At 71.8% G+C, this 19475-nt stretch carries 17 protein-coding genes and 2 pseudogenes; 16 read left to right on the top strand and 3 right to left on the bottom strand.

The annotated features are described in order from the left end of the window. Positions 1-57: 57 nt before the first annotated feature. The 15 genes and pseudogenes from prmC (at position 58) to L6E17_RS07170 (ending at position 14523) form a co-directional block, all read left to right on the top strand. A complete protein-coding gene (prmC, locus tag L6E17_RS07240; protein ID WP_236239939.1) occupies positions 58-903 on the top strand; it encodes a peptide chain release factor N(5)-glutamine methyltransferase in 846 nt (281 codons plus the stop codon). A gap of 40 nt (positions 904-943) precedes the next feature. Next, positions 944-1591: an L-threonylcarbamoyladenylate synthase gene (locus L6E17_RS07235; protein ID WP_236239938.1), complete on the top strand. Its 648-nt coding sequence runs from the start codon at positions 944-946 to the stop codon at positions 1589-1591. 28 nt (positions 1592-1619) lie between these two features. Beyond that, positions 1620-2243: pseudogene (locus tag L6E17_RS07230) on the top strand (protein-tyrosine-phosphatase); the annotation flags it as partial. 727 nt (positions 2244-2970) lie between these two features. Further along, on the top strand, positions 2971-4245 hold the full coding sequence (gene glyA / locus L6E17_RS07225) for a serine hydroxymethyltransferase (protein ID WP_236239937.1): 1275 nt from the start codon (positions 2971-2973) through the stop codon (positions 4243-4245). Between the two features lie 115 nt (positions 4246-4360). After that, positions 4361-5710 carry an MraY family glycosyltransferase gene (locus L6E17_RS07220; protein WP_236239936.1) on the top strand — a complete coding sequence of 450 codons (1350 nt, stop codon included), beginning with the start codon at positions 4361-4363 and terminating at the stop codon, positions 5708-5710. A gap of 261 nt (positions 5711-5971) precedes the next feature. Continuing rightward, positions 5972-6415, top strand: a complete 444-nt coding sequence (locus L6E17_RS07215; RefSeq protein WP_236239935.1) for a hypothetical protein — start codon at positions 5972-5974, stop codon at positions 6413-6415. A 200-nt stretch (positions 6416-6615) separates the two neighbouring features. Next, positions 6616-7446 carry a F0F1 ATP synthase subunit A gene (gene atpB, locus L6E17_RS07210; protein ID WP_236239934.1) on the top strand — a complete coding sequence of 277 codons (831 nt, stop codon included), beginning with the start codon at positions 6616-6618 and terminating at the stop codon, positions 7444-7446. A gap of 77 nt (positions 7447-7523) precedes the next feature. Next, positions 7524-7760: an ATP synthase F0 subunit C gene (gene atpE / locus L6E17_RS07205; RefSeq protein WP_071265766.1), complete on the top strand. Its 237-nt coding sequence runs from the start codon at positions 7524-7526 to the stop codon at positions 7758-7760. A gap of 38 nt (positions 7761-7798) precedes the next feature. Next, complete coding sequence (locus L6E17_RS07200; protein ID WP_236239933.1) at positions 7799-8335, top strand: F0F1 ATP synthase subunit B; 537 nt, start codon at positions 7799-7801, stop codon at positions 8333-8335. Beyond that, on the top strand, positions 8332-9147 hold the full coding sequence (locus L6E17_RS07195) for a F0F1 ATP synthase subunit delta (protein WP_236239932.1): 816 nt from the start codon (positions 8332-8334) through the stop codon (positions 9145-9147). Before L6E17_RS07200 ends, L6E17_RS07195 begins: the two co-directional genes overlap by 4 nt. 143 nt (positions 9148-9290) lie before the next feature. Continuing rightward, a complete protein-coding gene (atpA, locus tag L6E17_RS07190; protein WP_236239931.1) occupies positions 9291-10889 on the top strand; it encodes a F0F1 ATP synthase subunit alpha in 1599 nt (532 codons plus the stop codon). 20 nt (positions 10890-10909) lie between these two features. Further along, the gene (locus L6E17_RS07185) at positions 10910-11827 is read left to right on the top strand and encodes a F0F1 ATP synthase subunit gamma (protein WP_236239930.1); all 918 of its coding nucleotides are present in this window, start codon (positions 10910-10912) and stop codon (positions 11825-11827) included. After that, positions 11827-13269 carry a F0F1 ATP synthase subunit beta gene (atpD, locus tag L6E17_RS07180; protein WP_236239929.1) on the top strand — a complete coding sequence of 481 codons (1443 nt, stop codon included), beginning with the start codon at positions 11827-11829 and terminating at the stop codon, positions 13267-13269. Before L6E17_RS07185 ends, atpD begins: the two co-directional genes overlap by 1 nt. Before the next feature lie 245 nt (positions 13270-13514). After that, entirely contained in the window at positions 13515-13898 is a 384-nt protein-coding gene (locus tag L6E17_RS07175; RefSeq protein WP_071265778.1) for a F0F1 ATP synthase subunit epsilon, read from the top strand. Between the two features lie 178 nt (positions 13899-14076). Next, positions 14077-14523, top strand: coding sequence for a DUF2550 domain-containing protein (locus L6E17_RS07170; RefSeq protein WP_236239928.1), 447 nt, complete (start codon positions 14077-14079; stop codon positions 14521-14523). A 127-nt stretch (positions 14524-14650) separates the two neighbouring features. Here L6E17_RS07170 and L6E17_RS07165 read toward each other — a convergent pair whose 3' ends face one another. The 3 genes from L6E17_RS07165 to L6E17_RS07155 all read right to left on the bottom strand — a co-directional run bounded on the left by L6E17_RS07165 (position 14651) and on the right by L6E17_RS07155 (position 18570). Next, the gene (locus L6E17_RS07165; protein WP_236239927.1) at positions 14651-16540 is read right to left on the bottom strand and encodes a glycoside hydrolase family 18 chitinase; all 1890 of its coding nucleotides are present in this window, start codon (positions 16538-16540) and stop codon (positions 14651-14653) included. 120 nt (positions 16541-16660) lie between these two features. Further along, a complete protein-coding gene (locus tag L6E17_RS07160) occupies positions 16661-17353 on the bottom strand; it encodes a response regulator transcription factor (RefSeq protein WP_236239926.1) in 693 nt (230 codons plus the stop codon). Then, a complete protein-coding gene (locus tag L6E17_RS07155) occupies positions 17350-18570 on the bottom strand; it encodes a sensor histidine kinase (RefSeq protein WP_236239925.1) in 1221 nt (406 codons plus the stop codon). Before L6E17_RS07155 ends, L6E17_RS07160 begins: the two co-directional genes overlap by 4 nt. Before the next feature lie 143 nt (positions 18571-18713). Between L6E17_RS07155 and L6E17_RS07150 the strand changes: the two are divergent. Further along, positions 18714-19274: pseudogene (locus tag L6E17_RS07150) on the top strand (hypothetical protein); the annotation flags it as partial. Between the last annotated feature and the right edge of the window lie 201 nt (positions 19275-19475).

Raw genomic sequence — 19475 nt, 5'->3', positions numbered from 1 at the left:
GGCAGCCACCGCGCCGTCACCGCCCGTACGACCGCACAGCCCCGGAGGACCAGCGACGTGAACCTGCTGCTTGCCGAGGTGGCCCAGGCCACCCAGCGGCTGGCCGACGCCGGCGTGCCGTCACCGCGCTTCGACGCGGAGGAGCTCGCCGCCTTCGTCCACGGCGTCAAGCGGGGGGAGCTGCACAGCGTCAAGGACGCCGACTTCGACGCCCGCTACTGGGAGGCCGTCGCGCGCCGCGAGGCCCGCGAACCGCTCCAGCACATCACCGGGCGGGCGTTCTTCCGCTACCTGGAGCTCCAGGTCGGCCCCGGCGTCTTCGTGCCCCGGCCGGAGACCGAGTCGGTCGTCGACTGGGCGATACAGGCCGTGCGGGCCATGGACGTCGTCGAGCCGCTGATCGTCGACCTGTGCTCCGGGTCCGGCGCCATCGCCCTCGCCATGGCCCAGGAGGTGCCGCGCTCCCGCGTGCACGCCGTGGAGCTGTCCGAGGACGCCCTGGTGTGGACCCGCAGGAACGCGGAGGGCTCGCGGGTCACCGTGCACCGCGGGGACGCGCTGACGGCGCTGCCCGAGCTCAACGGCCAGGTCGACCTGGTCATCTCCAACCCGCCGTACATCCCGCTCACCGAGTGGGAGTACGTGGCGCCCGAGGCCCGGGACCACGACCCCGAGATGGCGCTGTTCTCCGGCGAGGACGGCCTCGACGTGATCCGCGGCATCGAACGCACCGCGCACCGGCTGCTCCGCCCCGGCGGGCTCGTCGTCGTCGAGCACGCCGACACCCAGGGGGGCCAGGTGCCGTGGATCTTCAGTGAGGCGGCCGGCTGGGCCGACGCCGCCGACCACCCCGACCTGAACAGGCGGCCGCGCTTCGCCACCGCGCGCAAGGCGCTGCCATGACCACCACCCTGCATGTGTACGCGTACGAGGAGGCCCGCTGATGGCACGGCGATACGACTGCAACGACGCGACCGACCGCTCGACGGGCCTGCGTGAGGCCGCGTCCGCCGTCCGCCGCGGCGAGCTGGTCGTGCTGCCCACGGACACCGTCTACGGCATCGGCGCGGACGCGTTCAGCGCGGAAGCGGTCGCCGACCTGCTGGAGGCCAAGGGCCGCGGCCGGACCATGCCCACGCCGGTCCTCATCGGTTCGCCGAACACCCTGCACGGGCTGGTCACCGACTTCTCCGAGCAGGCGTGGGAGCTCGTGGACGCCTTCTGGCCGGGCGCGCTGACCCTGGTCGCCAGGCACCAGCCGTCCCTCCAGTGGGACCTGGGCGACACCCGCGGCACGGTCGCCGTGCGGATGCCGCTGCACCCGGTGGCGATCGAGCTGCTGACCGAGGTCGGCCCGATGGCCGTGTCGTCGGCGAACCTGACGGGGCACCCGGCGCCGGAGGACTGCGACGCCGCGCAGGGCATGCTCGGCGACTCCGTCTCCGTCTACCTGGACGGCGGGCCGACCCCGGGCATCGTGCCGTCCTCCATCGTCGACGTCACCCGGGACGTCCCGGTCCTGCTGCGCGCCGGGGCGGTGTCGGCGGAGGAGCTGCGCAAGGTCGTACCCGACCTTGAGGTGGCCCCGTGAACGGAGCCACCGACCGAGGACACGCGCAGTGACCGCCCCTGAGGGGCGTGGCATAGGCAGGGAGCGAAGCACCTTCCGGATCCTCCACGTCAGCACCGGCAACGTGTGCCGCTCACCGATCACGGAGCGGCTGACCCGCCATGCCCTGTGCGGCCGCCTGGGCGACCCGGCGGGCGGCGGGCTCATCGTGGAGAGCGCCGGGACGTGGGGCCACGAGGGCGCGCCGATGGAGGCCAACGCCGAGGCGGTCCTCGCGGACTTCGGCGCCGACGCGAGCGGCTTCGCGGGGCGCGAGCTCGTGGACGAGCACGTGATCCGCGCCGATCTGGTCCTCACGGCCACCCGCGACCACCGCGCCCAGGTCATCTCCATGGGGCACAGCGCGGGGCTGCGCACCTTCACGCTGAAGGAGTTCACCCGCCTCGTGAAGGCCATAGACCCCAGCACGCTGCCCGACCCCGACGCGGACGGCGTGGTCGCCCGCGCGCACGCGCTGGTGCACGCCGCCGCGGCGCTGCGCGGCTGGCTGCTGGCGCCGAGCCCGGAGGCGGACGAGGTGAGCGACCCGTACGGCGGGCCCATCACGTACTTCCGGTCGATCGGCGACGAGATCCACCAGGCGCTCGAACCCGTGGTGACGGCCCTGACGGGGTCCCCACCCGCAGGTGACCGGGCGCGCCCGGCGGCGGCCCGCGCAGGGCGCCCCGCAGCCGCGTACGGCCCCGGTGCGCTTCCCGCCGACCGGTCCGCGCCTCCGCCGAGGCCCCGCGGTCGCGTACGGCTCCGCCGCGCCCGCTCCCGCCGACGTGCCCGCCCGCTCCGGGGCCCCCGCCGCCACCGGTGCGGTCACCCGACGCTCCACAGGGTGCGACCCCTGCCGGCGCGTCCGACCGTGCGCCCACGTACGCCGCGAGGCCGCGGACGCCCAGGCGGGCTGACCGCCCTACCGCGAGGCCGCGCACGCTCACACGGGCTGGCGCCCTGTCGCGAGGCCGCGGACGCTCACGCGGGCTCGCCCCGCTGGGAGGCCGCGGACGCTCACACGGGCTGGCGCCCCGCCGCGAGCGCGGGAGCCCACGCGGGCCTCTCCTGCCCCGCCGCAGCCCTGCCAGGCCGCAGTGACTCCCACCGCCCCGCGCACAGCCGCAGGCGGCCCCGCCGCCTCCCGGCGCCCCGCCCGCCGGCAGCGGCCCGCGCCCCCGTACCCCGGGGGCCGTCGCCGGCGACTCGGCCGCGTCGGTTCCGCGAGCGGGGGAGACCAGGGGCGGGCGGACCGCGCCGCGTGCGGCGGGCGGCCTTCCACGACCGGCGGAACGTGCCGGCCGGGCCTACATTGGAGGGCACGGGGGCCGGGTCGTCTGGTGTGCCTGGAGGCACTGATGTCGGTCACCGCTGGAGTCGGCGAGACACGCGCGTACGGGGCGGACCCCGAGGCGCTGCGCCGGCAGGACCCCGAGATCGCCGATGTGCTGGACGGCGAGGCGCGCCGGCAGGAGGACTGCCTGCAACTCGTCGCCGCCGAGAACTTCACGTCCCCCGCGGTGCTCGCCGCACTCGGGTCCCGGCTCGCCAACAAGTACGCCGAGGGCTACCCGGGCGCCCGCTACCACGGCGGCTGCGAGTACGCGGACGCCGCCGAGCGGCTCGCCGCCGACCGGGCCCGCGCCCTGTTCGGCGCCGCACACGCCAACGTCCAGCCGCACTCCGGGTCCGCCGCCGTCCTCGCCGCCTACGCCGCGCTCCTGCGCCCCGGCGACACCGTCCTCGCCATGGGCCTCGCGCACGGCGGGCACCTCACGCACGGCTCGCCGGCCAACTTCTCCGGCCGGTGGTTCGACTTCGTGCCGTACGGCGTCGACGCGGAGAGCGGGCTCGTCGACCACGAGCAGGTCCGCGCCCTCGCCCACCAGCACCGCCCCAAGGCGATCGTCTGCGGGTCCATCGCCTACCCCCGCCACCTCGACTACGCGGCCTTCCGGGAGATCACCGACGAGGTCGGGGCCGCCCTCATCGTCGACGCCGCCCACCCGATCGGGCTCGTCGCCGGAGGAGTGGCGCCCAACCCGGTGCCGTACGCCGACGTCGTGTGCGCCACCACCCACAAGGTGCTGCGCGGGCCGCGCGGCGGCATGCTGCTGTGCGACGGGGAACTGGCCGGGCGGATCGACCGCGCCGTGTTCCCGTTCACCCAGGGCGGCGCCCAGATGCACACCATCGCCGCCAAGGCCGTGGCCTTCGGCGAGGCGGCGACCCCCGGCTTCGCGGCCTACGCACGGCAGGCCGTGGCCAACGCGCGCGCCCTCGCCGCGGCGCTCGCCGCACGCGGCTTCTCGGTCACCACCGGCGGCACGGACACCCACCTGGTGTCGGCCGATCCGGCGCCCCTCGGCGTCGACGGGCGGGCCGCGCGGGCGGGCCTCGCGGCCGCCGGGATCGTGGTGGACACCTGCGCCCTGCCGTACGGCCACGGGCGCGGGATCCGCCTGGGGACGGCGGCGGTGACCACGCAGGGGATGGGTCCGGCCGAGATGGAGCGGACCGCGGAGCTGTTCGCGTCCGCCCTGCGGGGCCCGCAGGATCCGCCCGCCACCCGTGAGGCGGTCCGTGAACTCGTCGCGGCCTTTCCCCCGTACAGGGGGTGGAACCGCCCCTGAGCGCCCTTCCCCGGCCGGTCCGGAACCGTACGCCGCCCCGCGGTGTCCTCCACCACATGACCGGCGGGACTAGGGTGTGGGGCTGTGATGGCCAGCGATTCCTGTGGGGCAGCCTGTGCGTAACTACCTGCTGACGCTCTGCATCACGGCTGCGGTGACCTACCTGCTCACCGGACCGGTGCGGAAGTTCGCCATCGCCTCCGGCGCGATGCCGGAGATCCGGGCCCGCGACGTGCACCGGGAGCCGACCCCCCGGCTCGGCGGTATCGCCATGTTCTTCGGACTCTGCTCCGGCCTGCTGGTCGCGGACCACCTGGACCGGCTGAACAGCGTCTTCGCCCTGTCGAACGAGCCGCGCGCCCTGCTCTCCGGCGCCGCGCTGATCTGGCTGATCGGCGTCCTCGACGACAAGTTCGAGATCGACGCCCTGATCAAGCTCGGCGCGCAGATGATCGCCGCGGGCGTGATGGTCGTCCAGGGTCTGACGATCCTCTGGCTGCCCATCCCGGGCATCGGCACGGTCGGCCTCACCCAGGGCCAGGGCACGCTGCTGACGGTCGCCCTGGTGGTCCTCACCATCAACGCGGTGAACTTCGTCGACGGACTGGACGGGCTGGCCGCCGGCATGGTGTGCATCGCCGCGGCCGCGTTCTTCCTCTACGCGTACCGGCTGTGGTTCGGGTACGGCATCGAGGCCGCCGCGCCGGCCACCCTGTTCGCCGCCGTGCTGATCGGCATGTGCCTGGGCTTCCTGCCGCACAACATGCACCCGGCCCGGATCTTCATGGGCGACTCCGGCTCCATGCTGATCGGCCTGGTCCTGGCCGCGTCGGCGATCTCGATCACCGGTCAGGTCGACCCGGACGCGCTGAAGATCTTCGAGGGCGGCTCCACCCGGCAGGCCACCCACGCGGCGCTCCCGGTCTTCATCCCGCTGCTGCTGCCGCTGACCGTCATCGCGATCCCGATGGCCGACCTGTTCCTCGCCATCGTGCGGCGCACCTGGAAGGGGCAGTCGCCGTTCGCCGCCGACCGGGGGCACCTGCACCACCGGCTGCTGGAGGTCGGCCACTCGCACAGCCGGGCCGTCTTCATCATGTACTTCTGGTCCGCGCTGATCGCCTTCGGGACGCTGATGTACTCGGTGCACTCCGCGTCCATGTGGATCATGCTGCCGATCGTGGCGCTGAGCGCCGTCGGGCTGGTCCTGCTGCTCCTGCCCCGCTTCAAGCCGCGTGCGCCGCTGTGGGCGCAGTCCTTCGTGCCGCCCCGCTACCGCCGCCGCAGGTTCCGCAAGCAGTACGCGTCCGCCGGCCCGGAGGCCGCGGAGGCGGCGTCCGACGGGAGCGCCTTCGCCGACGCGGACGGCGAGGGCCTGCGCGTGCCGGCCGGGATCCACGGGGCGACCGCCATCGGGGCCCGTGCCCACCTCCCCGAACGGCGGAAGGCCGGAACGCCGAGTTGACGGAAGCGACCAGCCGGGGCATTAGCAGACAAAGCTCCGGCCTGTCGCGCACACACGCGCGCTGTCCCTCTCATGTGTGAGTGTTGGCACACCTTCGGGTAAAGACCTCGCCAAAAAGTTTGTGATACCGTTCACGAGACCCGGGGACAGTTGGGTGGTCGTTGTGCGATGGCCTCTTGGCTCCGACGATTCGCCATCACACCGGGTCTAGCTTTGTCCATGACGACACGCCTGCCTGCCCTCAGTAGCGGAGACGCCGCCATGCCCCCCAGCGCCACCCGCGCCCTTCTTCCGATGGTCGTACCCACGGCTGCCGTCGGTGTGCTCGCCATCGCCGTGAGCGCCCTGACGGCAGGCTCGGAGGGCGCGATCGGCTCCGCGTTGGGCGCACTCGTCGTGCTGCTCTTCATGGCACTCGGGCAGCTGGCGCTCCAGTACGTGGCCAAGGCCATGCCCCAGCTCTTCCAGGGCATGGGCCTCATGGTCTACTCCGTCCAGCTCGTCCTGCTGCTCGCTTTCGTCATGGCCGTCCGGGACACCACGCGGTTCGACCTCAAGGCGCTGGCGCTCACGCTCGTGACCGCGACGCTGGTGTGGGTCGCCGCCCAGGCCCGGGCCCACATGAAGGCGCGGATCCCGTACGTGGAGCCCGTCGCGGAGGTCACGCACCGGCCGCGGGGTGCAGAGGTGCCCGATGAGAAGTAGGGGCGATATAAGCGTCCGACAGCAGGGCTGCTATCGTCCGGTTCCAACTGCGGCACTGAGGGTGCGGGCAGATGAGCTGCCGCCGACCCCATCGCGAGGCTCCAGGCCTGTCCGCCGCCACCACCCCTGTAAGACCAGTCCGGTGCCGACCTGCGGCTGCCTGCCGCTCCGATACAACGAGGTTGCCGTAACCATGCGCCATGCAGAAGGAGCTCTTGGTGACTGCTGACGCCCAGACGCTCGCCTTCGAGGTCGACTGCCATCTGTTCCAGGATTGTGGCTTCCCCGCCCCTTCCGTGTGGTCGTTCATCTTCGAACCGATCTTCGAGATCGGCCCCGTCGAGTTCAACAAGCCGATGCTGCTGGCGATCATCGGCACCTTCGCCATCATCGCCTTCTTCTGGGCGGCCTTCGGCAACGCCAAGGTCGTGCCCGGCAAGCTGCAGATGGTCGCCGAGGCGCTCTACGAGTTCGTCCGGCAGGGCGTGGCCCGAGAGGTCATCGGGAAGAAGGGCGAACCCTTCGTCCCCCTCCTGGTGTCGCTCTTCTTCTTCGTGTGGATGCTCAACCTCTGGGCACTGATCCCGCTGGCCCAGTTCCCGGTGAGCTCCGTCATCGCCTACCCGGTCGGCCTCGCCCTGCTGGTGTGGGTCACCTACATGACGGTCACCTTCCGCACCAACGGCCTCGTCGGCGGCTTCCGCAACCTCTGCGTGCCGAGCGGCCTCCCGAAGCCGATCTACGTGCTGCTGACGCCGCTCGAGTTCGTGTCGAACGTCTTCGTGCGCCCCTTCACCCTGGCCGTACGACTCTTCGCGAACATGTTCGCGGGCCACATCCTGATCCTGATCTTCACGATCGCCACGTGGTACATGCTCGGAACGGTCCTGGGCACCGTCTACGCCTCGGCCTCCTTCCTGATGACGCTCGTCCTCACGGTCTTCGAGCTGTTCATCCAGGCACTGCAGGCCTACGTGTTCACCGTCCTGACCGCCACGTACCTGTCCCAGGCGCTCGAAGAAGCGCACTGAGGAAACAGCCACCCGGCTAACCCAAGACGTCCGGTGGACCACCAGCCACCGGCCCACCAAGAGAAGGAACCACGGACATGTCTGCTGCTCTCGAGACCCTCGCGGCCGTCAACGGCAACGTCGGCACCATCGGTTACGGCCTCGCCGCGATCGGCCCGGGTATCGGTATCGGCATCATCTTCGGCAACGGTGTGCAGGCCATCGCCCGCCAGCCCGAGGCGGCCGGCCTCATCCGCCAGAACATGCTGCTCGGCTTCGCCGTCGTCGAGGCCCTCGCCCTCATCGGCTTCGTCGTTCCGTTCATCGTCAAGTAACGGTCCGTACGCAGCCGTAACCGACGGAAAGGTCCATCATGTTGCATCTGGCAGCTGAAGAGCCGCAGATGCCGCTGCTCCCGGTCTGGCCCGAGATCCTCATCGGCCTGATCGCCTTCGGCATCGTCTTCGTCATCTTCGCCAAGAAGCTCCTCCCGACGATCAACAAGGCTCTGGAAGAGCGCCGTGAGGCCATCGAAGGCTCCATGGAGAAGGCGGAGGCGGCACAGGTCGAGGCCCAGAGCGTCCTCGAGCAGTACCGGGCCCAGCTGGACGAGGCCCGCCACGAGGCCGCGCGTCTGCGGCAGGAAGCCCAGGAGCAGGGCGCCGCGATCATCGCCGAGATGAGGGCGGAAGGTCAGCGCCAGCGCGACGAGATCATCGCCACGGGCCACGCCCAGATCGAGCGCGAGCGCGCCGCCGCGGCCGCCGTGCTGCGGCAGGACGTCGGCCAGCTGGCGACCGGGCTCGCCGGCAAGCTGGTCGGCGAGTCGCTGGAGGACCACGCCCGCCAGAGCCGCGTCATCGACAGCTTCCTCAGCGAGCTTGAGGAGAAGGCCGAGGCCGCCCGATGAACGGAGCGAGCCGCGAGGCACTGGCTGCCGCGCGCGAGCGCCTCGACGCGCTGACCGACAACACGTCGGTCGACGCGGCGAAGCTCGCCGAGGAGCTGGCCGCCGTCACCGCGCTGCTCGACCGCGAGGTGTCGCTGCGTCGGGTCCTGACCGACCCGGCGCAGGCCGGAGAGGCCAAGGCCGACCTGGCCACGCGACTGCTGAGCGGTCAGGTGGGCGGCGAGACCGTCGACCTGGTCTCCGGCATGGTCCGCGCCCGCTGGTCCCAGTCGCGCGACCTGGTCGACGCGGTCGAGGAGCTGGCGAGCACCGCGGAGCTCACCGCGGCGCAGAGCGCCGGCACGCTCGACGACGTGGAGGACGAGCTGTTCCGGTTCAGCCGGATCGTCGCCTCCCACGCCGAGCTGCGTGCCGCGCTCACCGACCGGACCGCCACGGCCACCGCGAAGGGCGAGCTGCTGCGCAGCCTCCTCGGCGGCAGGGCGAACCCGGTCACCGAGCGCCTGATCGTCCGCCTGGCCGCCCAGCCCCGAGGACGTAGCCTGGAGGGGGGCCTCGAGTCCCTGTCCAAGCTCGCCGCGGCGCGGCGTGACCGGATGGTCGCGGTCGTCACCTCGGCCGTGCCGCTCACCGACCCGCAGAAGCAGCGTCTCGGCGCGGTGCTGGCCAAGCTGTACGGCCGGCAGATGCACCTCAACCTGGACGTGGACCCCGAGGTCCTCGGCGGGATCAGCGTGCGCGTCGGCGACGAGGTCATCGACGGCACCATCGCCAGCCGCCTCGACGAGGCGTCCCGGCGACTGGCGGGCTGACGCCCCGGCGTACCAGCTCGGCAAACTCAAAGAAGCGTGACCTACGGCCCGGTTGGGCCGTGCACAGGATGCAGAAGTTCTGGGGGGAGCCCCCAGACCCCCCAAGAAGACTTCGGGCCCAACAAGGAGAGCAGGGAACCCAGATGGCGGAGCTCACGATCCGGCCGGAGGAGATCCGGGACGCACTGGAGAACTTCGTCCAGTCGTACAAGCCGGACGCGGCCTCGCGCGAGGAGGTCGGTACGGTCAGCCTCGCCGGCGACGGCATCGCCAAGGTCGAGGGGCTGCCCTCGACCATGGCCAACGAGCTGCTGAAGTTCGAGGACGGCACCCTCGGTCTCGCCCTCAACCTCGAGGAGCGCGAGATCGGTGCGATCGTCCTCGGTGAGTTCAGCGGCATCGAGGAGGGCCAGTCGGTCCAGCGCACCGGCGAGGTCCTGTCCGTCCCCGTCGGCGAGGGTTACCTGGGTCGCGTCGTCGACCCGCTCGGCAACCCGATCGACGGCCTCGGCGAGATCGAGACGTCCGGTCGCCGTGCCCTCGAACTGCAGGCCCCCACGGTCATGCAGCGCAAGTCGGTGCACGAGCCCATGGAGACCGGCTACAAGGCCGTCGACGCCATGACCCCGATCGGCCGCGGTCAGCGTCAGCTGATCATCGGCGACCGCCAGACCGGCAAGACCGCCCTGGCCGTCGACACGATCATCAACCAGCGCGACAACTGGCGCACCGGCGACCCGAAGAAGCAGGTCCGCTGCATCTACGTCGCCATCGGCCAGAAGGGCTCCACCATCGCGTCCGTCCGCGGCGCGCTGGAGGAGGCCGGCGCCCTGGAGTACACGACCATCGTCGCCGCCCCGGCGTCCGACCCGGCGGGCTTCAAGTACCTGGCGCCCTACACCGGCTCTGCCATCGGCCAGCAGTGGATGTACGAGGGCAAGCACGTCCTCATCGTCTTCGACGACCTGTCGAAGCAGGCCGACGCCTACCGCGCCGTGTCGCTGCTCCTGCGCCGCCCGCCGGGCCGCGAGGCCTACCCGGGTGACGTCTTCTACCTGCACTCCCGTCTGCTGGAGCGCTGCGCCAAGCTCTCCGACGAGATGGGTGCCGGTTCGATGACCGGTCTGCCGATCGTCGAGACCAAGGCGAACGACGTCTCGGCGTTCATCCCGACCAACGTCATCTCCATCACCGACGGCCAGTGCTTCCTGGAGTCCGACCTGTTCAACGCCGGTCAGCGCCCGGCCCTGAACGTCGGTATCTCGGTCTCCCGCGTCGGTGGCTCCGCCCAGCACAAGGCCATGAAGCAGGTCTCCGGCCGCCTCCGCGTGGACCTGGCCCAGTTCCGCGAGCTGGAGGCGTTCGCCGCCTTCGGTTCCGACCTGGACGCCGCTTCGAAGGCTGCCCTGGAGCGCGGCAAGCGCATGGTGGAGCTGCTGAAGCAGGCGCAGTACCAGCCCATGTCGACCGAGAACCAGGTCGTCTCCGTCTGGGCCGGCACCACCGGCAAGATGGACGACGTGCCGGTCGAGGACATCCGCCGCTTCGAGAGGGAGCTGCTGGACTACCTGCACCGCGAGCACAAGTCGCTCATGACGTCGATCCGCGAGGGCGGCAAGATGTCGGACGACACGCTCGACAAGGTCGCGGAGTGCATCGGCTCCTTCAAGAAGCAGTTCGAGACGTCGGACGGCAAGCTGCTCGGCGAAGACGCCCCGGCCGCCGTCAACGTCTCGAAGTGACGACGGAAGGGACCTGATCCATGGGAGCCCAGCTCCGGGTCTACAAGCGTCGGATCAAGTCGGTCACGGCGACCAAGAAGATCACCAAGGCGATGGAGATGATCTCCGCCTCGCGCATCGTCAAGGCGCAGCGCAAGGTGGCGGCCTCCACGCCGTACGCGACCGAGCTGACCCGCGCGGTCACGGCGGTGGCGACCGGCTCGAACGCCAAGCACCCCCTGACCACGGAGGCGGAGAACCCGACCCGCGCCGCGGTGCTGCTCCTCACGAGCGACCGCGGTCTGGCCGGCGGCTACTCCTCCAACGCCATCAAGGCGGCGGGCGCCCTGACCGAGCGGCTGCGCGGTGAGGGCAAGGAGGTCGACACCTACATCGTCGGCCGCAAGGGTGTCGCCTACTACGGCTTCCGTGAGATGCCGGTCACGGACTCGTGGACCGGCTTCACCGACAACCCGTCGTACGCGGACGCCAAGAAGGTCGCGGCGCCGCTGATCGAGGCGATCGAGAAGGACACGGCGCAGGGGGGTGTGGACGAGCTCCACATCGTCTTCACCGAGTTCGTGTCGATGCTGACGCAGACGCCGGTGGACAACCGGCTGCTGCCCCTCAGCCTCTCCGAGGCCGAGGGCGGCGAGGGCGCGAAGAAGGAACTGCTGCCGCTGTTCGACTTCGAGCCGTCGGCGGAGGACGTCCTGGACGCCCTCATGCCCCGGTACGTCGAGAGCCGGATCTACAACGCCCTGCTGCAGGCGGCCGCCTCCGAGCACGCCGCCCGCCGCAAGGCGATGAAGTCCGCGACGGACAACGCGGGTGAACTGATCAACACGTACACCCGTCTTGCCAACCAGGCCCGCCAGGCCGAAATCACCCAGGAAATCAGCGAGATCGTCGGTGGCGCGAGCGCCCTGGCCGACGCGACCGCGGGGAGTGACAAGTAATGACGACCACTGTTGAGACGGCCACGGCGACTGGCCGCGTCGCCCGGGTCATCGGCCCGGTCGTCGACGTGGAGTTCCCCGTCGACGCGATGCCGGAGATCTACAACGCGCTGCACGTCGATGTGGCCGACCCGGCCAACCCCGGCAGCACCCGGACCCTCACCCTCGAGGTCGCCCAGCACCTCGGCGAGGGCCTGGTCCGCACGATCGCGATGCAGCCGACCGACGGCCTGGTCCGCCAGGCCCCGGTCGTGAACACCGGCAACGGCATCACCGTCCCGGTCGGCGACTTCACCAAGGGCAAGGTGTTCAACACCCTCGGTGAGGTGCTGAACGAGCCGGAGGCCAACGGCCAGGAGACCGAGCGCTGGGCGATCCACCGCAAGGCCCCCGCCTTCGACCAGCTCGAGTCCAAGACCGAGATGTTCGAGACCGGCCTGAAAGTCGTCGACCTCCTCACCCCGTACGTCAAGGGTGGAAAGATCGGTCTGTTCGGTGGCGCCGGTGTCGGCAAGACCGTGCTGATCCAGGAAATGATCATGCGTGTCGCCAACCTCCACGAGGGCGTCTCCGTCTTCGCGGGCGTCGGCGAGCGCACCCGTGAGGGCAACGACCTCATCGCGGAGATGGAGGAGTCCGGCGTCCTCGACAAGACGGCGCTGGTCTTCGGCCAGATGGACGAGCCCCCGGGCACCCGTCTGCGCGTCGCCCTGGCCGGTCTGACGATGGCGGAGTACTTCCGCGACGTCCAGAAGCAGGACGTGCTGTTCTTCATCGACAACATCTTCCGCTTCACCCAGGCCGGTTCCGAGGTGTCCACCCTGCTCGGCCGCATGCCGTCCGCGGTGGGCTACCAGCCGAACCTGGCCGACGAGATGGGCCTCCTCCAGGAGCGCATCACGTCGACCCGCGGTCACTCGATCACCTCCATGCAGGCGATCTACGTCCCCGCCGACGACCTGACCGACCCGGCCCCGGCCACCACCTTCGCCCACCTCGACGCGACGACGGTTCTCTCCCGTCCGATCTCCGAGAAGGGCATCTACCCGGCCGTGGACCCGCTGGACTCCACGTCCCGCATCCTGGACCCGCGCTACATCGCGCAGGACCACTACGAGACGGCGATGCGCGTCAAGGGGATCCTGCAGAAGTACAAGGACCTCCAGGACATCATCGCGATCCTCGGTATCGACGAGCTGGGCGAAGAGGACAAGCTGGTCGTCCACCGCGCCCGTCGTGTCGAGCGCTTCCTGTCCCAGAACACCCACGCGGCGAAGCAGTTCACCGGCGTGGACGGTTCGGACGTTCCGCTGGACGAGTCCATCGCCGCGTTCAACGCGATCTGCGACGGTGAGTACGACCACTTCCCGGAGCAGGCGTTCTTCATGTGCGGTGGTCTCGAGGACCTCAAGAAGAACGCGAAGGAGCTCGGCGTCTCCTGACGCCGGCGCCTTCCCGAAGGGGGCGGGCCGGCCCCGCCCCCTTCACCATGTACAGCCGGGGACCCGTCCCCGGACCCCCGGGGACCCGTCCCCGGGCGGGTGGCCGGTCCCGTCGTGCGCACCCGTCCCTCCCCGCGAGCATGCCTCCGGGGAGGGGCGTCTGCCACAACAGGACCTGCGGCCCTACTAGACTTGTGACCCAACACCCGGCACATCGCGCCGGGTGGTGACCCGAGGAGCCACCCTTGGCTGCTGAGCTGCACGTCGAGCTGGTCGCCGCGGACCGGAGTGTCTGGTCCGGCGAGGCCACCCTGGTCATCGCGCGCACCACCTCCGGCGACATCGGCGTCATGCCCGGGCACCAGCCGCTGCTCGGTGTGCTGGAGTCGGGCCCGGTGACCATCCGTACGAGTGATGGTGGAACGGTCGTCGCCGCGGTGCACGGCGGTTTCATCACCTTCGCCGACGACAAGCTGTCGCTGCTGGCGGAGATCGCCGAACTGGCGGAGGAGATCGACACCCAGCGCGCCGAGCGTGCGCTGGAGCGTGCCAAGTCGGACGCGGACGCCGCCGCCGAGCGGCGCGCCGAGATCCGGCTGCGCGCGGTGACGGCGGCGGCGGCGCGCTGACCGGCGCACCACCGCGGACGTGACGTCCGCCGGCCCGTCCCGCACCGCGGGGCGGGCCGGCACCCCTCAGCCGCGGCGCGGACTGGACTTTCCAGACCGGGCCGCGGCTGAGGCGATGCAGGTGGCAGATTGGTACCGGATGTATCCGTAACGGGGAGAAGCGAGGAGGTCGGTGGAGATGGTCCTCGCTCTGCTGCTGAGCGCACTGGTCGTCGCACTGGTGGTGATCGGGCTCTTCGTGTTCGGTCTGCGCAGGCGGCTCATCCAGCGTTCCGGCGGCACCTTCGACTGCAGCCTGCGCTGGAACGTCCCCGAGGGAGGCGACACCACCGGCAAGGGCTGGGTGTACGGCGTCGCCCGCTACAGCGGTGACCAGATCGCGTGGTTCCGGGTCTTCTCGTACGCTCCGCGGCCGCGCCGGGTGCTGGACCGCGACGCCATCGAGGTGCTCGCCCGCCGGATGCCTGAGGGCGAGGAGGAGCTGGCCCTGCTGTCGGACTCGGTGGTGCTGGGCTGCCTGCACCAGGGCGTCCGGCTGGAGCTGGCGATGAGCGAGGACGCGCTCACCGGCTTCCTGGCCTGGCTGGAGGCGGCGCCCCCCGGGCAGCGGGTCAACGTGGCGTAGCTCCGCTGGTCCGGTGTGCCGGGCCGCTGCGGGCCGGACGCGTTCTGCCGGTGGCCGCCTTTCCGTACGGATCGGGCCGCACCCTCCGCGAGGGTGCGGCCCGACGTCGTCTCAGGTGCGGTGGGGACTACCCGAGGCCGGTGTGGATCGCGCTGACCAGCTCACCGTTGCCGGTGTCGCCGCTGAACTCCCAGAAGAACGCGCCGCCCAGGCCCTGGTTGTTCGCCCAGGCCATCTTGGACAGGATCGTCTGCGGGGTGTCGTAGCTCCACCAGTTGGTGCCGCAGTGCGCGTAGGCGGTGCCGGCGACGGTGCCGTTCGCCGGGCAGGTGGTCTTGAGGACCTTGTAGTCCTCGATGCCCTGCTCGTATGTGCCGGCCGCCGGGCCCGTGGCCGTGCCGCCCGGCTCCTTCTGGGTCACGCCGGTCCAGCCGCGGCCGTAGAAGCCGATGCCGAGCAGCAGCTTCGCGGACGGGATGCCCTCGGCCTTCAGCTTGGCGATGGCCTCGGCGGAGTTGAAGCCCTGCTGCGGGATGCCCGCGTAGGAGGTGAGCGGGGAGTGCGGGGCCGTCGGGCCCTTCGCCGCCCAGGCGCCGAAGAAGTCGTACGTCATCACGTTGTACCAGTCGACGTACTGCGCGGCCGGGCCGTAGTCCGCGGCGTCGATCTTGCCGCCGGCCGAGGCGTCGGCGGTGATCGCCGCGGTGACCAGGTTGTCCGGGCCGAACGTGGCGCGCATGGACTTCATCATCTTGGACATGGCGTCCGGGCCGCTGGTGTCGCAGGTCAGGCCGCAGGCGTTCGGGTACTCCCAGTCCAGGTCGATGCCGTCGAAGACGTCGGCCCAGCGCGGGTCCTCCACCAGGTCGTAGCAGGACTTCGCGAAGGCGTCCGGGTTCTGGATCGCCTGGCCGAAGCCGCCGGACCAGGTCCAGCCGCCGAAGGACCACAGCACCTTGATGTGCGGGTACTGCGCCTTCAGCTTGCGCAGCTGGTTGAAGTTGCCGCGCAGCGGCTGGTCCCAGGTGTCGGCGACGCCGTCGACGGACTGGTCGGCGGTGTAGGCCTTGTCGTAGTCGGCGTAGGCGTCGCCGATGGTGCACTTGCCGCCCTGGACGTTGCCGAAGGCGTAGTTGATGTGCGTGATCTTCTCGGCCGAGCCCGACGTCACGAGGTTCTTGACGTGGTAGTTGCGCCCGTAGACGCCCCAGTTGGTGAAGTAGCCGAGGTTGACCTTGGAGGAGGGGCCGGGGCCGGGGCCGCCGTCGCCGCCGGTGGTGCGGACGGCGACGGAGCCGCTGACCGCGCCGGTCTGGTCGGCGGTGTCCCGGGCCTGGACGGCGTACGAGTAGTCGGTGCCGGCGGTGAGGCCCGAGTCGGTGTAGGTCAGGCCGGTCACCGTGGCGACCTTGGCGCCGTCCCGCAGGACGTCGTAGTTCTTGACGCCCTTGTCGTCGGTGGCCGCGGTCCAGCTCAGCTTGACCGAGGTGTCGGTGATGCCGGAGGCGCTCGGCGTGCCGGGCGCGGAGGGCGGCGTGTCGCCGGGCTCGCTCGGGCCGCCGTCGCAGGACCCGCCGTTCAGCGTGCAGCCGGACGGGGAGCCGGAGCCGGTGCCGTTGAAGCCGAAGGAGACGGAGGCGCCCGGGGCGAGGGTGCCGTTCCAGGACTTGTTCTTGGCGGTCCAGTGGGTGCCGCTGCTCGTGACGTCGGCGTCCCAGGCGGAGGTGACGGAGGTGCCGGAGGGGAAGTCCCACTCGACGGTCCAGGAGTTGAGGGTGGCGGTGCCGGTGTTGGTCACCGTCCACTTGCCCTCGAAGCCGCTGCCCCAGTCCTGGGTCTTGGTGTAGGTGGCGGTGGCCGACGTGGCGGCCTGGGCGGGTGTGGCGAGGCCGACCAGCGCGGCCAGGGGAAGCAGGAGTGCGGTGGCTCCGGCCGTGGCTCTGGCCAGGAGTCCTGATCTGCGCGGTGGTGCTTGAGTGCTCGTGCTCACGGTGCTCCTCAAGAGGGGGACGGACATGGTGGGGGTCCGTGCGTCCATGACAAGGTGCGCGCCGCGAGCGTAGGAAGGTCTGGACCAATCGTCAATAGGTCCAGACCAGTTGTGCTGTGACGGGGACGGCTGGTTTCCGCGGGTGGGTCAGGGCCGGTCGTCGCTCTCCGTCCCGACGCCCAACTCCTGGGCCAGCACCGCGGCCTGCACCCGGCTACGCAGCCCCAGCTTGTTCAGCAACCGGCTGACGTGCGTCTTCACCGTGGCCTCCGCCATGTCGAGGCGCGCCGCCACCTGCGCGTTCGACAGGCCCTCCCCGAGGCAGGCGAGCACCTCCCGCTCACGCCGGGTGAGCGGATCCAGAACGGCCGGATCGGGCGCGTTCGCCGCCCGTGCCGGCCGCCCGGCGGGCGCCGCGAACTCCGCGATCAGACGCCGGGTCACCGCCGGGGCGATCATGCCCTCGCCGCGCGCCACGGTCCGCACCGCCTCGACGAGGTCCCGCGCCTCCGTGTTCTTCAGCAGGAACCCGGACGCACCGGCCCGCAGCGCACCGAACACGTACGCGTCCAGGTCGAAGGTGGTGAGGACCAGCACGTCCGCCAGGCTCTCGGCGACCACCCGGCGCGTCGCCGACACCCCGTCCAGCAGCGGCATCTGCACGTCCATGAGGACCACGTCGGGCCGCAGCTCGCGGGCCAGCCGCACGGCGGCCTCGCCGTCGCCCGCCTCGCCGACCACCTCGATGCCGGGCGCGCTGCGCAGGATGAGGACGAGCCCGGCCCGTACGGACTTCTGGTCCTCGGCGACGAGCACCCGGATACTGCTGCTGGACGTCATGCCGACGGCTCCTTGTCGTCCTTCCGTACGGGCAGCACGGCCCGTACCCGCCAGATTCTGCCGCCCCCCGGAGCGTCGGCGGGGCCCGCCTCGAACGCGCCGCCCAGCAGGGCCGCGCGCTCCCGCATCCCGACGAGCCCGGCCCCCGAGCCGGGCGCCCGCGGGCCCTCCGGGGCGGTGCCGCCGTGGACGCTCGTCACCTGCACGGTCAGCGCCTCGTCCGTACGGTCGAGCACCACCGACACCGTGCCGGGCGCGGCGTGCTTGAGGGCGTTGGTGAGGGACTCCTGCACGATGCGGTACGCCGCGAGCTCCACGGGCGCGGGCAGCGGCGCAGCCCCGTCCTGCGGCGGCGGCCCGTCCCACGCGAACGCCAGCCCCCCGGCCGCGCCCGCCGTCTCCGCCTGCCGCACGAGCGCACCGAGCCCGGCCAGGGTGGGCGCGGGCGCGGGCTCCTCGTGCCCTGCGCCGTCCCTGAGGAGGGTGATCAGCCGGCGCATCTCGGACAGGCCCTCGACGCTGTTCTCCCGGATCACGCCCATGGCCTCCCGGGTGGTGGCCGGGTCGTCCAGGGAGAGCGCGGCCGTCGAGTGGATCGCGATGGCCGACAGGTGCCCCGCCACCATGTCGTGCAGCTCCCGGGCCATCCGGGCGCGCTCGGCGACCACGGCCTCCCGGCGGTCCATCTCCGCGAGCAGCGCGGTCTGCTCGGCTCGCAGCCGGGCGGCGTCGGCGGCCTCCCGGTGGGCGCGGACGATCGCACCGGTGGCGGCGGGCGCGAACGACACCAGGCCCGTCAGCACGCCCACCAGCAGCCCTTCCGGCTTCTGCCACCAGGCCAGGAACCCCAGCGACACGCCCACCGTGATGAGCCCCGTGGTGACCGGGATCCGCCGGGCGGAGGCGGGCGTGCCGTACACCACCGCCGCGTACACGAGGTCGGTGAACATCAGGACGGTCGCGATGTTGCCCCGGGTGAGCTGGTCCGCGACGACGGCGAGCGTGCCGACCAGCAGCGCCGTCCTGGGCAGGGTCCGGCGCACCAGCTCCAGGCCCGCGACGGCGAAGAGCGGGACGAGCATCAGCCAGTCCGCGTGGAACACCGCGTACTGCGGGCCCTGCATGTGCAGTCCGAGCGCCCACAGCAGCAGACCCAGTGCCAGTCCGATGGCGGACAGCAGGACGTCGCCGCGGTGCGGGGGGCGGGGGAGTGTCACGGCACCATCCAACACGGCCGCGCCCGCGGCGGCGTCCCCGCCCGGTCCGAGCCGCGGGTACATCGAAAGGTGCAGCAGCGCCCGCCGCGGTCTCGTCACCGCCGACGACGCGGCGCGGGACCCGGCCCGGCAGGCTGGACGGCATGGTGCTGACACTGATCCTGGTGTGCGAGGTCGGCTTCTGGGTGCTCCTGGCGGCCGGCCTCGCGACCCGCTACGTGCTGCGGATGCCGAAGACGGGCGCGGCACTGCTGCTGTGCGAACCGCTCCTGGAGGTGGTGCTGCTGGTCGCCACGGCGGTGGACCTGCGCAGCGGCGCCGAGCCGAGCTGGCGGCACGGCCTGGCCGCGCTGTACATCGGCTACACCGCGGGGCACGGCCACCGGACCGTGAAGTGGCTGGACGGCCACGCCGCCCACCGCTTCGGCGGGGCGCCCCGCCCGGCGGGCCCGCCCCGCTACGGCATGGCCCGCGCCCGCCACGAGGGCCGCGTCTGGCTCGGCACGGTGGTGGGCGCCGCCGTGGCGACGGCGCTGCTGTGGGCGGCGATCCGGTACGTCGGCGACCCCGAGCGGGTGCAACCGCTGCAGGGCTGGATGGGCGCGGCGTGGCGGGCGGCCGGCATCCACGGACTGATCGCCCTGACGTACGTGATCTGGCCCAAGAAGGCGCCCGGGACCACCGGTGCACCCGAGCACCCGGCGACCGCGGGCACCCAGGAGGCCGTGGACACCCCGGCGGCCGCGGACGCCCCGGCGGCCGTGGACCCCGCTATGGGCCGCGAGGCCGCCGCCGCCCGGAGGCGTCCGAGGGGCAGGCCCCCGCGGACCTGCGGGCCCCGCAGGCCGCCAAGGCCCCGCGGGCCCGGGAGGCCGCCACGGCCCCGCACGCCGCGGGACCCGCGC

Origin of the sequence: Streptomyces sp. CC228A, from assembly GCF_021390935.1 — a bacterium.
GTDB lineage: Bacteria > Actinomycetota > Actinomycetes > Streptomycetales > Streptomycetaceae > Streptomyces.
The sequence above is the reverse complement of the archived record's forward strand: the minus strand, read 5'-3'. Positions and strand labels throughout refer to the sequence as shown.